The following is a 15,493-nucleotide window of genomic DNA, read 5'->3' as shown; positions in this document are numbered from 1 at the left end:
GAAGGGATCTTAAGCGATCTCAATCCAACCAATTGTTTTTCTTGAATAAATAAGTTTGCCTCATCAGCTTTATTGAACTGTTATTCACCTGTATTAAAAATATGCACAAACTTATCCACAGTTTGATTTTGCGAGCGATCTTCACGATCGCAAAATCTTTTTCTGTATAAAGCGCTAAAACCTGATGTTTTCATCCTTCTGTGGCATCCTTTACCCATAAATTCATAACAGGCACGGACATTATGGTTCAGATCCCAGAAAACCCACTTATACTCGTCGATGGCTCTTCTTACCTGTATCGGGCGTATCATGCGTTTCCTCCTCTGACCAACAGCGCAGGGGAACCTACCGGCGCAATGTACGGCGTGCTGAATATGCTGCGCAGCCTCATTCTGCAATATCACCCAACGCATGCGGCCGTGGTGTTTGATGCGAAGGGTAAAACCTTCCGCGATGAATTATTTGAGCATTACAAATCTCACCGTCCTCCCATGCCTGACGATCTGCGTGCGCAGATTGAACCGCTGCACGCTATGGTGAAAGCGATGGGGCTGCCATTACTGGCGGTCTCAGGTGTTGAAGCTGATGACGTAATAGGTACTCTGGCGCGCGAAGCGGAAAAAGCCGGCCGCCCGGTCCTGATCAGCACCGGTGATAAAGATATGGCGCAGTTGGTAACGCCGGGGATCACGCTGATCAACACTATGACCAATACCATTCTTGGCCCGGAAGAAGTTGTCGCCAAATATGGCGTGCCGCCAGAACTCATTATTGATTTCCTCGCCCTGATGGGGGATTCCTCAGATAACATTCCTGGCGTGCCGGGCGTGGGCGAAAAAACGGCTCAGGCGTTGCTGCAAGGGCTGGGTGGGCTGGATACGCTGTACGCAGAGTCCGACAAAATTGCCGGGCTTACCTTCCGTGGCGCCAAAACCATGGCCGGAAAGCTCGCCGATAACAAAGAGGTGGCTTATCTCTCCTATCAGCTGGCCACCATCAAAACCGACGTAGAGCTGGAGCTTACCTGCGAGCAGCTTGAAGTGCAGGAACCCGCCGCAGACGAACTGCTTGGCCTGTTCAGAAAATACGAATTCAAACGCTGGATCACGGATGTCGAAGCCGGGAAATGGCTTCAGGCGAAAGGGGCAAAACCTGCGGCGAAGCCGAAAGAGACCCTCGTCGTTGATGCTGAAGAGCAGGAAGAAGAAGAGGCGGCAGCGCTCTCCTTCGACAACTATGAAACCCTCCTTGAGGAATCACAGCTCGTCGCCTGGATTGAAAAGCTGAAAAAAGCACCCGTGTTTGCTTTCGATACCGAAACGGACAGCCTCGATAACATTTCTGCCAATATGGTGGGCCTGTCCTTCGCAACGGAGCCGGGTATTGCAGCCTATGTTCCGGTAGCGCATGACTATCTGGATGCGCCGGAGCAAATCTCCCGCGAGCGTGCCTTAGAACTGCTGAAGCCGATTCTGGAAGACGAGAACGCGCTGAAGGTGGGGCAAAACCTGAAGTACGACCGCGGTATTCTGCAAAACTACGGCATTGAGCTGCGTGGTATCGCTTTTGACACGATGCTGGAATCCTACATTCTGGACAGCGTGGCGGGCCGCCACGATATGGACTCCTTATCTGACCGTTGGCTGAAGCACAAAACCATCACTTTTGAAGAAATTGCCGGTAAGGGTAAAAATCAGCTGACCTTTAACCAGATTGCGCTGGAAGAAGCTGGCCGCTACGCCGCGGAAGACGCTGACGTCACGCTACAGCTGCACCTTAAAATGTGGCCAAAATTGCAGAAGCACGAAGGGCCGCTGAATGTGTTTCAGAACATTGAGATGCCGCTGGTGCCGGTGCTGTCCCGCATTGAGCGTAACGGCGTTAAAATCGACCCAACTGTGTTGCATAACCACTCTGGCGAGCTGGCGCAGCGACTGACCGAGCTGGAACAGAAAGCGCATGAGCTGGCGGGCGAGGCGTTCAACCTGTCGTCCCCGAAACAGCTGCAAACCATCCTGTTTGAAAAACAGGGTATTAAGCCGCTGAAGAAAACCCCGGGTGGCGCTCCTTCAACCTCTGAAGAGGTGCTGGAAGAGCTGGCGCTGGACTATCCGCTGCCAAAAGTTATTCTGCAATACCGTGGTCTGGCGAAGCTGAAATCGACCTATACCGACAAACTGCCGCTGATGATCAATCCGAAAACGGGCCGCGTACACACCTCTTATCATCAGGCCGTGGCGGCGACCGGGCGCCTTTCATCAACCGATCCTAACCTCCAGAACATTCCGGTGCGTAATGAAGAGGGCCGCCGTATTCGCCAGGCTTTCATTGCGCCAGAGGATTATCTGATTGTTTCCGCAGACTACTCGCAAATCGAACTGCGTATTATGGCGCACCTGTCGCGTGACAAAGGCCTGCTGACGGCGTTTGCCGAAGGGAAAGACATCCACCGGGCAACCGCTGCCGAAGTGTTTGGGCTGCCGCTGGAGAGCGTGACGAACGAACAGCGTCGTAGCGCAAAAGCGATCAACTTTGGTCTGATTTACGGCATGAGCGCCTTTGGCCTTTCGCGTCAGCTCAACATTCCGCGTAAAGAGTCGCAGAAGTATATGGATCTCTACTTCGAGCGGTATCCGGGCGTGCTGGAATATATGGAGCGCACCCGCGCGCAGGCGAAAGAGAAAGGCTACGTTGAAACGCTGGACGGTCGTCGTCTCTACCTTCCGGACATCAAATCAAGCAACGCCGCGCGCCGCGCGGGTGCTGAACGTGCTGCGATCAACGCCCCGATGCAGGGCACGGCCGCAGACATCATTAAACGTGCGATGATCGCCGTTGATGCCTGGCTGGAAAAAGAGAAACCGCGCGTAAAAATGATCATGCAGGTACACGATGAACTGGTATTTGAAGTTCATAAAGACGACCTGGATACGGTCTCACAGAAAATCCATGAACTGATGGAAAACAGCATGAAGCTGGATGTTCCGTTGCTGGTGGAAGTAGGCAGCGGCGAAAACTGGGATCAGGCTCACTAAAGGTTCACGGAACAACGCGCGTTTTATGTAAGTAAGCAACATAAGAACGCGCATTTTGTGACGATCATTAGAATTCCCTATGTAAAGAATGAAAAAAAACTACAAAAAGTGCTTTTTCCAGCGATAAAAAAAGAGTAGAGTTAGCGATGTAGGGTACAGAGGTAAGATGTTCTATCTTTCAGACCTTTTACTTCACGTAATCGGATTTGGCTGAATATTTTAGCCGCCCCAGTCAGTAATGACTGGGGCGTTTTTTATTGCGGCAAGGAAAGTTTCGGGCGAAAAAAAACGCGGTCATCGCCGCGCCTGTTGTTACTCTGCTTCCGCTTCTGTCGCCGGTTCCAGGTCGTTAAACCAGCTGTCGAGCTTCTGCCGCAGTTTGTCCACGCCCTGCTTTTTCAGCGAGGAGAACGGTTCAACCTGCACATCACCGTTGAATGCCAGCACCGCCTCACGAACCTTGTTCACCTGCGCCTTGCGCGCGCCGCTCGCCAGCTTATCCGCTTTTGTCAGCAGCACCAGCACCGCAATATCGCTTGCCACCGCCCAGTCAATCATCTGCTGGTCGAGATCTTTTAGCGGGTGTCGAATATCCATCAGCACCACCAGACCTTTCAGACACATGCGTTTTTCCAGGTATTCACCCAGCGCACGCTGCCATTTGATCTTCATCTCTTCCGGTACCTGCGCGTAACCGTAGCCCGGTAAGTCGACCAGGCGTTTGCCTTCAGCCACTTCAAACAGGTTAATCAGCTGAGTACGGCCAGGTGTTTTTGAGGTACGCGCCAGGTTTTTCTGATTGGTCAGCGTATTCAGGGCGCTGGATTTTCCCGCATTGGAGCGGCCAGCAAATGCCACTTCAATCCCTGTGTCTGAGGGCAGGTGGCGAATATCGGGCGCACTGGTGACAAAATGCGTCTGTTGGTAGTTCCAGGTAGTCACGTGGTCGTCTCCAAAAATCGTAATCTGCGGGGGATTATACCTGAATGCGGGCAAAAGGCTTTTCCCATCGTCATTGAGCTGTAAGTAAAGACCCTGCGGCGTGTGAGAGATCTGCCTTTATGCGTATGAGAAATTTAAGAGAAATCGCAGGCGCTAAAAGAATCAAAACATTAATATTCAAAGAGTTAATAATGAGTAATTATCTGAAAATCCGGTTTAGTACCTTTTCGTTGCTTGTTAGTTTAAGAGAACAAGGTAAAGTGTGCGTCAAGGCGAGGATGCCAGCAGGATAACGACTTAAGGATAAGGGTCAGGAGCGCCAGGAGGCGAAGACTCAGGATTGTCAGGACGACCGGCGCCTGGAGGCGTTTTTAACAGGAAACGGAACCGTATCACGGACGGTAGTAGCTAAGGGATAAACAGGGTTTGTTGTAGGCAAACACGGAATGTCTGACCCGTTAAGGGTTGTGAGTCAGGAAAAAAGGCGACAGATTGCTCTGTCGCCTTTTTTCTTTTCTTGCTTTCTGCTAGATTTCGCCGCAATTCTATACTGAAGAAAACGACTTAAAGATAAAACATCATGAAAAAACCGACCTCCGCTGCGGGCGCGAAACGCCCTGCAAAAGCACGACGCAAAACGCGCGAAGAACTGAATCAGGAAGCGCGCGATCGCAAACGCGATAAAAAACACCGTGGCCATGCTTCGGGTAGCCGTGCTAACGGTGGCGGTGCCGCAGGCGCTTCTGCAAAAGGCAAACAGCAGAAAGATCCTCGTATCGGCAGTAAAACTCCCATTCCACTGGGCGTGACAGACACGCCGGTCACTAAGCAGCACAAACCAAAGAGCGAGAAACCTATGCTTTCACCGCAGGCTGAGCTGGATATGCTGGAGAACGATGAGCGCCTGGACGCGCTGCTGGAACGTCTTGAAGAGGGTGAAACCCTGACCGCCGAAGAGCAGTCCTGGGTGGACGCCAAACTGGACCGCATTGATGAACTGATGCAAAAGCTGGGTCTGTCCTACGATGATGAAGAAGACGAAGAGGAAGACGAAAAGCAGGAAGATATGATGCGTTTGCTGAAAGGTGGAAACTAACATTTGCACCCGGCAGGTACACTCGTCCTGCTTATAACCCTTCCGGTTATATGTTATCTGGTGTGGTTATTCGTTAAACTACGGCGGTTGTCGCGGCGACAGAAGTGGCTGCGCACCCGAATGATGGCCCGCAACGGGACCAGAACGGGCCGCCGTATACGAACGCGACACCAACGGAAGGAGTGAGCATGTCTGTACCATCTATCGACTGGGATTTGGCCCTGATCCAGAAATATAACTATTCCGGGCCGCGTTATACTTCATACCCCACCGCGCTGGAGTTCTCTGACGCTTTCGGCGAGGCGGATTTTCAGCAGGCTGTCGCTCGCTACCCCGAGCGCCCGCTGTCGCTCTACGTCCATATTCCGTTCTGCCACAAGCTCTGCTACTTCTGCGGCTGCAATAAAATCGTTACCCGCCAGCAGCACAAAGCAGACCAATACCTCGATGCGCTAGAGCAGGAAATCCTGCACCGCGCACCGCTGTTTTCCGGGCGCCACGTCAGCCAGCTTCACTGGGGCGGCGGTACGCCAACCTACCTGAATAAAGCGCAAATTAGCCGCCTGATGACGCTGCTGCGCGAGAACTTCAGCTTCATCAACGACGCTGAAATCTCGATCGAGGTCGATCCGCGTGAAATCGAGCTGGATGTGCTCGATCATTTACGCGCCGAGGGCTTCAACCGCCTGAGCATGGGCGTGCAGGACTTCAACAAAGAAGTACAGCGCCTGGTCAACCGCGAGCAGGACGAAGCGTTTATCTTTGCCTTACTCAACCATGCGCGTGAAATCGGCTTTACCTCAACGAACATCGACCTGATATACGGCCTGCCGAAGCAGACGCCGGAAAGCTTTGCCTTCACGCTTAAACGCGTGGCTGAGCTCAACCCGGACCGCCTGAGCGTCTTTAACTATGCGCACCTGCCGACGTTATTCGCCGCTCAGCGCAAAATCAAAGATGCGGATCTGCCTTCCGCCCAGCAGAAGCTGGACATTTTGCAGGAGACCATCGCCTCGCTGACCGAAACCGGCTATCAGTTTATCGGTATGGATCACTTTGCCCGTCCGGACGACGAGCTGGCGATTGCCCAGCGCGAAGGTGTTCTCCACCGTAACTTCCAGGGATACACCACTCAGGGCGATACCGATCTGCTCGGAATGGGCGTCTCCGCCATTAGCATGATTGGCGACTGCTACGCCCAGAACCAGAAAGAGCTGAAGCTGTACTATCAGCAGGTAGACGAAACCGGCAACGCGCTGTGGCGCGGCATCGCGTTAACGCGCGACGACTGCATCCGTCGTGATGTGATTAAGGCGCTGATCTGCAACTTCCGCCTCGATTTCAGCGAGGTGGCGTCGCAATGGGATCTGCACTTCAGCGATTACTTTGCCGAAGACCTGAAGCTTCTGGCGCCGCTGGCGAAAGACGGGCTGGTGGATGTGTCGGAGAGCGCGATTGAGGTCACGCCGAAAGGGCGTCTGTTGATTCGTAATATCTGCATGTGCTTCGACGCCTATCTGCGCCAGAAAGCGCGTATGCAGCAGTTCTCGCGGGTGATTTGAGCTGCAATGCCGGGTGGCGCTTCGCTTACCCGGCCTACATCTCGCACTTATGTAGGCCGGGTAAGGCAAAGCCGCCACCCGGCTTTTCCTCAACAGCTCGCTAGCTAAACAGCCCAACCAGCGCCGCACACAGCACCGCTGCAACGGCAGTTTGTGGCGTATGGCTTTCCGCTGCTCCGCTCGAAAGCAAAGTCACTAATGATTCCAGCATGATGCTCCCCCCAATTTTCGGGCACGATCATACAAAACTCATCGGAACAGTAAAGCGCAAAATAACGGCAATTTGCGCTCAATTAATCATCTTTACACTGCGGTAGAGATCACTCCATTCCCAGCTCTTTCAGCTTGCGCGTCAGGGTATTCCGACCCCATCCCAGCAGGCGAGCCGCTTCCTGTTTGTGGCCCTGAGTATGACGAAGCGCGGTAGTCAACAGCGTGCGCTCCATTTCAGGCTGCGCTTCGGAGAGCAGATTTTGATGACCGGAACGCAGCGCGCGATCGGCCCACTGCGCCAGCAGCGTCGCCCAGCTGTCCGGCAGCGCATGTCCGGTGCTGCTTTCGGGCACGGTGGCTTCAAACAGTTCGGCAGGGAGATCCTGAATCAACACCTCCTGTCCGGCGGCCATCACGGTCAGCCAGCGGCAGGTGTTTTCCAGCTGACGCACGTTGCCCGGCCACGCCAGACGGGTGAGGGCGGCATCCGTTTCGGGGTGAAGCTGCTTGGCTTCCACGCCCAGCTCGCGGGCCGCCACTTGCAGGAAATGACGCGCCAGGCGCGGGATATCTTCCCGACGCTCGCGCAGCGGCGGCAGGTGCACGCGGATCACGTTCAGGCGATGGAATAAATCCTCACGGAACTTGCCCTCCTGCACGCGCAGCTCCAGGTTCTGGTGCGTCGCGGCGATAATACGCACGTCCACCTTCACCGGCGCATATCCGCCCACGCGGTAAAACTGACCATCTGCCAGTACGCGCAGCAGACGGGTCTGTACATCCAGCGGCATATCGCCGATTTCATCCAGGAAAAGCGTTCCACCGTCAGCCTGTTCAAAGCGTCCCTGACGAATGGTGTTCGCGCCGGTAAACGCCCCTTTTTCGTGGCCAAACAGTTCAGATTCAATCAAATCCTTGGGGATCGCCGCCATGTTGAGGGCGATAAAGGGTGCTTTCGCCCGCGGGCTGTGGCGATGCAGGGCGTGCGCGACCAGCTCTTTACCGGTGCCCGATTCACCGTTAATCAATACGCTGATGGACGACCGGGACAAACGCCCGATGATGCGGAACACGTCCTGCATGGCCGGCGCTTCACCGATGATGTCCGTCGTAGGCCCGAAATCCGGCGCGTGGCGGGGCTGCTGTTGCTCCTGATAGTGGCTGATGGCGCGTTCGACCAGAGCAACGGCTTCGTCGATATCAAACGGTTTTGGCAGGTAATCAAACGCCCCCTGCTGGTATGCGCTGACGGCGGCATCCAGGTCGGAGTGGGCGGTCATTATGATGACCGGAAGCATAGGGTGGCGCTGTTTGATCTGCTTTAATAGCGCCAGTCCGTCCATTCCCGGCATGCGAATATCCGAGAGCAGCACGTCCGGCGTTTTGGTGGTAAGCGCATCGAGCACCTCGCTGCCGCTCTCAAACGTCGTGCAGCTTAATCCCGCTCCCGTGAGCGCGCGTTCAAGCACCCAACGGATGGAGCTATCGTCATCGACTACCCAGACTATCCCTCGTTGCATAAACGTCACCTTTATTTTTTAATCGGCAGGAAAACCGAAAACTCGGTATGTCCCGGCCAACTGGTAAATTCAATTTTGCCGGAGTGTTGGTCAATCAAATTACGGGCTATGGATAACCCCAGCCCGGTGCCACCTTCGCGACCGCTGACCATCGGGTAGAACAGGGTGTCCTGGAGATGCGGCGGGATCCCCGGCCCGTTATCTTCCACATCAATACGTGCCGCCAGACGATAACGCACGCCGTGCAGCGTCAGCTGGAACGCGGTGCGGGTACGCAGAATAATTTCGCCACCCTCCGGGCCCAGCGCCTGCAACGCGTTACGCACAATGTTCAACAGCACCTGTTCAATCTGGTCCGGATCGTGCGCCAGCTCCGGCAGGCTTGGGTCGTAATCACGCACCAGCGTGACGTTATCCGGCAGCTCCATAGAGACGAGTTTCACCACTCGCTCCGCAACTTTGTGAATGCTTTCTGAAACGTGCATCCCCGGCTGCTGTGGCCCGAGCAGACGATCGACCAGATTACGCAGACGGTCCGCCTGCTCAATAATGACGTTGGTATACTCCGCCAGGGCAGGGTCAGGCAGCGCTTTGGTCAGGAGCTGTGCCGCACCGCGTAAGCCGCCCAGCGGGTTTTTAATCTCATGAGCCAGCCCGCGCACCAGGTCGCGCGCCGCAATCTGCTGCGCATGCTGAAGCTGCTCCTGGCTGAGACGACGCTGGTTATCCATCGGCGCCATTTCCAGCAGAATCATGCCATCCGGCAGGCGCTGGGCGGTGAGGGACAAAATATGCGAGCGTCCGTCAATTACCAGCGTCACTTCGTTATCGGTGAAGCCCTGGCCCGCCTGCAAACTCTCCTGCATCAGGCCAATATTCAGCGAGAAATAGCTCAGCAGTTCCGGCAGCGGCGTGCCAAACAGCTTACGGGCGCTTTGGGCGAGCAACTGCTGCGCCGCCGGGTTGGCGTAATGCACCGCCAGCTCGTCGTCGACCAGCAAAATACTGTTAATCAAAGAATTGAGGATCTGCCCAGCATCGGGCAGCGTGCCAGTTGCCATTCAGCAGTCTCCTGGAGTAGTTGCACTATTTTAGTGCAGTATAGCGTTTTAAAGGTAAAAAGCGCGTGAGATCAGGTTGTTGGTGGAGAAAAAAGCCCATCCGAAGATGGGCTAAAGTTTCCACGGCAACTACTCCCGACGCGAAAGCGCCGGGCAAAACAAATCAATTAAACGCTGTAGTACAGCTCGAACTCAACCGGGTGCGGCGTCATGCGAACGCGGTCGTTTTCTTCGGTACGCAGCGCGATGTAAGCGTCGATCGCTTCATCGGTGAACACGCCGCCAGCGGTCAGGAACTCGCGGTCTGCGTCCAGCGCTTGCAGGGCTTCTTCCAGAGAGCCGGCAACCTGTGGGATCTCTTTCGCTTCTTCTGGCGGCAGGTCGTACAGGTTTTTGTCCATTGCTTCGCCTGGGTGGATCTTGTTCTTGATACCGTCCAGACCGGCCATCAGCAGTGCTGCGAAGCACAGGTATGGGTTAGCCGCCGGGTCCGGGAAGCGCACTTCGATACGACGCGCTTTCGGAGACGCCACCACAGGGATACGGATAGACGCAGAACGGTTACGGGCAGAGTAAGCCAGCATCACCGGTGCTTCGTAGCCTGGGACCAGACGCTTGTAGGAGTTGGTGGTCGGGTTCGCCAGGGCGTTGATCGCTTTAGCGTGCTTGATAACACCGCCGATGTAGTGCAGCGCCTGCTCAGACAGACCCGCGTACTTGTCGCCAGAGAACAGGTTGGTGCCGTTCTTGGACAGGGACATGTGGCAGTGCATACCGGAACCGTTATCGCCGAACATTGGTTTTGGCATGAAGGTCGCGGTTTTACCGAAACGGTGCGCAACGTTGTGCACAACGTATTTGTAGATCTGAATCTCATCCGCTTTTTTGGTCATGGTGTTGAAGCGGGTAGCGATTTCGTTCTGGCCAGCCGTCGCCACTTCGTGGTGGTGCGCTTCAACAACCAGGCCCATCTCTTCCATGATCAGACACATGGTAGAACGGATGTCCTGTGAAGAATCGACCGGAGGAACCGGGAAGTAACCGCCTTTCACGCCAGGACGGTGACCTTTGTTACCGCCTTCGTATTTGGTGGAAGAGTTCCATGCGCCTTCGATGTCATCGATAGCCACGTGGGAGCCAGAAATGGAAGCACCGAAACGGATGTCGTCGAACAGGAAGAACTCTGGCTCTGGCCCGAACAGAACGGTGTCTGCGATGCCGGTAGAGCGCAGGTACTCTTCAGCGCGTTTTGCGATGGAGCGTGGGTCACGGTCATAGCCTTGCAGCGTGCCGGGTTCCAGGATATCGCAGCGGATGATCAGCGTAGGTTCTTCGTAGAACGGGTCAATGAGCGCAGTGGTTGCATCTGGCATCAGAACCATGTCGGATTCGTTGATGCCTTTCCAGCCGCCAATGGAGGAGCCGTCAAACATTTTGCCTTCTTCAAAGAATTCGGCGTTCACCTGATGAGCAGGGATCGTGACGTGCTGTTCTTTACCTTTGGTATCGGTGAAGCGCAGATCAACAAACTTCACTTCATGTTCGTTCAGCATCGTCAAAACGTGTTCAGCGGACATACTTAACTCTCCAGATTGGTCATTGTCGTCGTGGTAACGAGGTCTTCAAATCGGCTGGGCTGCCATATTTTTACTGTATTTCTGTAAAGCGAAATCTGTGCCAACTTTTAAAACACCCCCAAAAGGCGTTATCATGCGCACCATAGTGCAGAAGGGCTGCACCACATTGGATTCGTTGCACCATTATAGTGCTTCAATGTGAACATTGAGCACCATATTGGTGCAGTTTACGTTAAAGTGCCCTTTTACCGCTCCGTGAAAGCGATCACAAAGCATCTCTGCAATACTTGTTTGCGGGGGATGTTTGTGATCCTGTTTTGTAGTGCGATTAATCCGTGTACAATAACGCGCTATTTCTAAATGCCTGAGGCAAAGTTGTGATCGAAAAATTGCGTAATATCGCCATCATCGCGCACGTCGACCATGGTAAAACTACCCTGGTTGATAAGCTGCTACAGCAGTCTGGTACGTTTGATGCTCGTGCCGAAACTCAAGAGCGTGTGATGGACTCCAACGATTTGGAGAAAGAGCGTGGGATTACCATCCTCGCCAAAAACACCGCTATCAAATGGAATGACTACCGTATCAACATCGTTGATACCCCAGGGCACGCCGACTTCGGTGGTGAAGTTGAGCGCGTGATGTCCATGGTGGATTCCGTGCTGCTGGTGGTTGACGCATTTGATGGCCCTATGCCGCAAACGCGCTTCGTGACCAAAAAAGCATTTGCCCACGGCCTGAAACCTATCGTTGTGATCAACAAGGTTGACCGTCCTGGCGCGCGTCCTGACTGGGTTGTTGACCAGGTATTCGACCTGTTCGTTAACCTCGACGCGACCGACGAGCAGCTGGACTTCCCTATCGTTTACGCCTCTGCGCTGAACGGTATCGCGGGTCTGGATCACGAAGCCATGGCTGAAGACATGACTCCGCTGTACCAGACGATTGTTGACCGCGTTCCTGCGCCAAACGTTGACCTGGAAGGCACCCTGCAAATGCAGATCTCCCAGCTCGACTACAACAACTACGTTGGCGTAATCGGCATTGGTCGTATCAAGCGCGGTAAAGTGAAGCCTAACCAGCAGGTCACTATCATCGATAGCGAAGGCAAAACCCGTAACGGTAAAGTCGGTAAAGTCCTGACTCACCTGGGTCTTGAGCGTATCGAGAGCGACATCGCTGAAGCGGGCGACATCATCGCCATCACCGGTCTGGGTGAGCTGAACATCTCCGACACCATCTGCGATCCGCAGAATGTTGAAGCGCTGCCAGCCCTGTCCGTTGATGAACCAACCGTATCTATGTTCTTCAACGTCAACACCTCTCCGTTCTGTGGTAAAGAAGGTAAGTTCGTTACCTCTCGTCAGATCCTTGACCGCCTGAACAAAGAGCTGGTGCATAACGTTGCGCTGCGCGTTGAAGAAACCGAAGACGCTGATGCATTCCGCGTTTCCGGTCGTGGTGAGCTGCACCTGTCCGTTCTGATTGAAAACATGCGTCGTGAAGGTTTCGAGATGGCGGTTTCCCGTCCGAAAGTTATCTTCCGCGAAATCGATGGCCGTAAACAAGAGCCGTTCGAAAACGTAACGCTGGACGTTGAAGAGCAGCACCAGGGTTCTGTGATGCAGGCGCTGGGCGAGCGCAAAGGCGACCTGAAAAACATGAATCCAGATGGCAAAGGCCGCGTACGTCTCGACTACGTGATCCCAAGCCGTGGCCTGATCGGCTTCCGTTCTGAGTTCATGACCATGACCTCCGGTACGGGTCTGCTGTACTCCACCTTCAGCCACTACGACGACGTGCGTCCGGGCGAAGTGGGCCAGCGTAACAACGGCGTGCTGATCTCCAACGGTCAGGGTAAAGCGGTTGCGTTTGCGCTGTTCGGTTTGCAGGATCGCGGTAAGCTGTTCCTGGGTCACGGTGCTGAAGTTTACGAAGGCCAGATCATCGGTATTCACAGCCGTTCTAACGACCTGACGGTAAACTGCCTGACCGGTAAGAAACTGACCAACATGCGTGCGTCCGGTACTGACGAAGCAACGGTTCTGGTTCCACCGATCAAGATGACCCTGGAGCAGGCTCTGGAATTCATCGATGATGACGAACTGGTCGAAGTGACGCCGCAGTCAATTCGTATCCGTAAACGTCACCTGACCGAGAACGATCGTAAACGTGCTATGCGCGGTGCGAAAGAAGAGTAATTCGGTTATGCCGTAGGCCGGGTAAGCGCAAGCGCCACCCGGCAACGAAAAAGCCGCTGAGCGATCAGCGGCTTTTTTATTAGAACGAATACCGCAACCCTAACCGAATCCGGTACTGCTCGCGGTTGTAATCATTCCATCGGTCCAGCCACTGAAGTTCGAGGTACGGCAGCCAGTTTCTGTCGATCTTATAGCTGAACTTGTTGGTTATTTCCCAGTGATGGTCTTTGCCATTTTTGCTGTGGTAATCATTTATCCGCTGGAAAAAGTGCGGCTCAAAGGTGTAGAAAAACGCATCCGTCACTTTGAAATTCCAGTAGTTGGCGAATTCGTGCGTGTCGTTCTTATCCATCTGCCCGTTATAGTCCGGCGTATCGTAATTGTTACGGTTATAGCGATAGCGGAACGTCAGATTAAACCCGTCCGTGAATTTATAGTTGGTATCTAAATACACCGCGCCACCCGAACCGGCGCTGCTGTCGTTGATCAACCCGCCGGGCTGAAAGGTGAGTTTATCCGTCGGTTTAAAGAGCGGATACCACCCCTCTATTTCGTTATAGCTGTGCTTGAGCTCATCCCATCTCCCCACGTTGTAGGCGTTGGTGAACATCAGCCCCGCGCCCATATCGAAGTTATAGCCGGCACGCAGGATCACTTCGTGCAGCTCAGAGGCCGTATTGTAGGCTTCACGGGTTTCAACATAGGCCCCGGCGAATACCGGGCAGGACACAGACGACACGATCAGTACAGTGATGATTCTTTTCATAATTTGTCCATGTATCAGGTACAGAAAGGCCTCCCTCCTGATGAACAGGAAGGAAATACGGGCCGAATTTATTGTTATAAAGTGACTGCTGACGCTTTATTGTTGGATGTTATCTCAGGGGTATTCGCTGACTGTTTTTTCCGTTTTCCAATCTCCTCGATGATAAAGGCGAAGCGCGCTTCGTTGAGTTTATAAAACAGCCCCATGGTCACGGCGGCGACGATTGCCAGGCCGCACGGCCAGAGGAAAATAAGCTGACGCAAACCCAGCAGCGTGCCCGCGCTCTGTACGGCGTGGGGAACGTAGCCGATCTGGGTCAGCATGATGCCAGGCAGGAAGCCGGCGAGGGCGGCGGAGATTTTGCGTGAGAAGGTGTAGCCGGTATAAACCGATCCCTCGGCGCGGATGCCGGTTTTCCACTCGCCGTAATCAACGGTATCCGGCACCAGCGCCCAGTTCAGGCTGTTCACAAACGCGGTGCCGAAAAAGGCCATGCAGGAAAAGAGCACGAACAGCAGGGAGCTGGTTCCCCAGAAGAAGTTCAGCACGTCGCCCACCGCCCACAGCGCCAGCCCGCCCAGATAGACCGGCTTCTTGCCAAAGCGCTTCACCGCGCCGGGCACCAGAAACACGCCAATCAGAATGCAGCCCATGCTGAAAAAGCCCATCCACGACAGTAAATGCAGATCGTTTAGCACGTACTGGGTGTAATAGACCTGAATCGCCAGCTTGATGTTAAACGCGGCGAGGGTGCAGAGGTTGGCGATGCACAGCACCAGCAGCGGCGGATTGCGGAAAATCGCACAGAACGATTTCAGAATGCCGGGCTTATGGTGATCGGGCGTAAGCTCCACGTAGCGCTCTTTCACCCCGCTGTAGCACCACCACATGCAGAACAGGCCGCCGGTGACGAACACCAGCGCGGCTACCAGATAGCCGAGAGAAGGCTGGCTGACGAACAGCGCCTGAATGGGCATAAAGCCGACGGTGCAGAGCAACAGCCCCACCGTTGCACCGCCCTGACGCCACGCGGCAAGCTGCGCGCGCTCGTTCGGGTTTTTGGTGATAGCTGGCACCATCGCACCGTAGGCACAGTTCATCAGGCTGTAGCAGAGCCCAAACATCATGAAGAGCACGGTGGCGATAGCCGTTTTGACCGTCAGGCTAAAGTCGTTGGCCATAAACTGCGCCGTCGCGACCAGCGCCACCGGCACGGAGGCATACAAAATGAATGGCCGGAATTTTCCCCGCGCGCCGATGTTTCGCCGGGAATCCAGCAGCACCCCGGTAAGCATGTCGGTAAAGGCGGTAAAAAACTTTGCCACCAGGAAAATAATGCCGCCGTAGAACGCGGGCATCCCCAGTTCATCGGTGTAAAACTTCAGCAGGTACAGCGTGCCAATACACAACATCAGATTCGAGCCAAAATCGCCCATCCCGTAGGCGCACTTCTCTCGCAGGCTCAATTTCAGGGTTAACGGATCAGTATTGTGTGTCATGGTCGATCCTCAGAGCGCCCC

12 protein-coding genes and 1 pseudogene are annotated in these 15,493 nt (G+C 54.4%); 6 read left to right on the top strand and 7 right to left on the bottom strand.

Annotated elements, in window-relative coordinates:
* Window positions 1-242: 242 nt before the first annotated feature.
* The gene (polA, locus tag DBR02_RS10285) at window positions 243-3,035 is read left to right on the top strand and encodes a DNA polymerase I (protein ID WP_107534273.1); all 2,793 of its coding nucleotides are present in this window, start codon (window positions 243-245) and stop codon (window positions 3,033-3,035) included.
* Between the two features lie 166 nt (window positions 3,036-3,201).
* Window positions 3,202-3,249, top strand: a complete 48-nt coding sequence (locus DBR02_RS27245) for a spot 42 RNA, inhibition of DNA synthesis (RefSeq protein ID WP_071892919.1) — start codon at window positions 3,202-3,204, stop codon at window positions 3,247-3,249.
* Between the two features lie 98 nt (window positions 3,250-3,347).
* Here DBR02_RS27245 and yihA read toward each other — a convergent pair whose 3' ends face one another.
* Complete coding sequence (gene yihA, locus DBR02_RS10280) at window positions 3,348-3,977, bottom strand: ribosome biogenesis GTP-binding protein YihA/YsxC (RefSeq protein ID WP_003861913.1); 630 nt, start codon at window positions 3,975-3,977, stop codon at window positions 3,348-3,350.
* A gap of 299 nt (window positions 3,978-4,276) precedes the next feature.
* On the opposite strand from yihA, the pseudogene DBR02_RS27145 reads away from it, so the two are divergent.
* The 3 genes and pseudogenes from DBR02_RS27145 to hemN all read left to right on the top strand — a co-directional run.
* A pseudogene (locus tag DBR02_RS27145) lies at window positions 4,277-4,363 on the top strand (hypothetical protein); the annotation flags it as partial.
* A 194-nt stretch (window positions 4,364-4,557) separates the two neighbouring features.
* Window positions 4,558-5,073, top strand: a complete 516-nt coding sequence (yihI, locus tag DBR02_RS10270; RefSeq protein WP_006808729.1) for a Der GTPase-activating protein YihI — start codon at window positions 4,558-4,560, stop codon at window positions 5,071-5,073.
* A 188-nt stretch (window positions 5,074-5,261) separates the two neighbouring features.
* On the top strand, window positions 5,262-6,635 hold the full coding sequence (gene hemN, locus DBR02_RS10265) for an oxygen-independent coproporphyrinogen III oxidase (protein ID WP_063865412.1): 1,374 nt from the start codon (window positions 5,262-5,264) through the stop codon (window positions 6,633-6,635).
* Window positions 6,636-6,735: 100 nt separating this feature from the next.
* Here the strand turns inward: hemN and DBR02_RS10260 are convergent, their stop codons facing one another.
* The 4 genes from DBR02_RS10260 to glnA form a co-directional block, all read right to left on the bottom strand.
* Window positions 6,736-6,846, bottom strand: coding sequence for a YshB family small membrane protein (locus DBR02_RS10260; RefSeq protein ID WP_017382667.1), 111 nt, complete (start codon window positions 6,844-6,846; stop codon window positions 6,736-6,738).
* A 109-nt stretch (window positions 6,847-6,955) separates the two neighbouring features.
* Entirely contained in the window at window positions 6,956-8,368 is a 1,413-nt protein-coding gene (gene glnG / locus DBR02_RS10255; RefSeq protein WP_063449670.1) for a nitrogen regulation protein NR(I), read from the bottom strand.
* Window positions 8,369-8,379: 11 nt separating this feature from the next.
* Complete coding sequence (gene glnL / locus DBR02_RS10250) at window positions 8,380-9,429, bottom strand: nitrogen regulation protein NR(II) (RefSeq protein WP_003861923.1); 1,050 nt, start codon at window positions 9,427-9,429, stop codon at window positions 8,380-8,382.
* A 167-nt stretch (window positions 9,430-9,596) separates the two neighbouring features.
* The gene (glnA, locus tag DBR02_RS10245; protein WP_003861925.1) at window positions 9,597-11,006 is read right to left on the bottom strand and encodes a glutamate--ammonia ligase; all 1,410 of its coding nucleotides are present in this window, start codon (window positions 11,004-11,006) and stop codon (window positions 9,597-9,599) included.
* A 377-nt stretch (window positions 11,007-11,383) separates the two neighbouring features.
* Between glnA and typA the strand changes: the two genes are divergently transcribed.
* Window positions 11,384-13,207 (top strand): ribosome-dependent GTPase TypA, encoded by a 1,824-nt coding sequence (gene typA, locus DBR02_RS10235; RefSeq protein WP_107534271.1) that lies wholly within the window; start codon window positions 11,384-11,386, stop codon window positions 13,205-13,207.
* A gap of 79 nt (window positions 13,208-13,286) precedes the next feature.
* Here the strand turns inward: typA and ompL are convergent, their stop codons facing one another.
* Both ompL and DBR02_RS10225 read right to left on the bottom strand, forming a co-directional pair.
* Window positions 13,287-13,973, bottom strand: coding sequence for a porin OmpL (gene ompL / locus DBR02_RS10230; RefSeq protein WP_063865415.1), 687 nt, complete (start codon window positions 13,971-13,973; stop codon window positions 13,287-13,289).
* Between the two features lie 74 nt (window positions 13,974-14,047).
* Window positions 14,048-15,472, bottom strand: coding sequence for an MFS transporter (locus tag DBR02_RS10225; protein WP_107534270.1), 1,425 nt, complete (start codon window positions 15,470-15,472; stop codon window positions 14,048-14,050).
* Window positions 15,473-15,493 lie beyond the last annotated feature (21 nt).

Source organism: Enterobacter cloacae complex sp. (genome assembly GCF_900322725.1).
Taxonomy (GTDB): domain Bacteria; phylum Pseudomonadota; class Gammaproteobacteria; order Enterobacterales; family Enterobacteriaceae; genus Enterobacter; species Enterobacter quasihormaechei.
The sequence above is the reverse complement of the archived record's forward strand: the minus strand, read 5'-3'. Positions and strand labels throughout refer to the sequence as shown.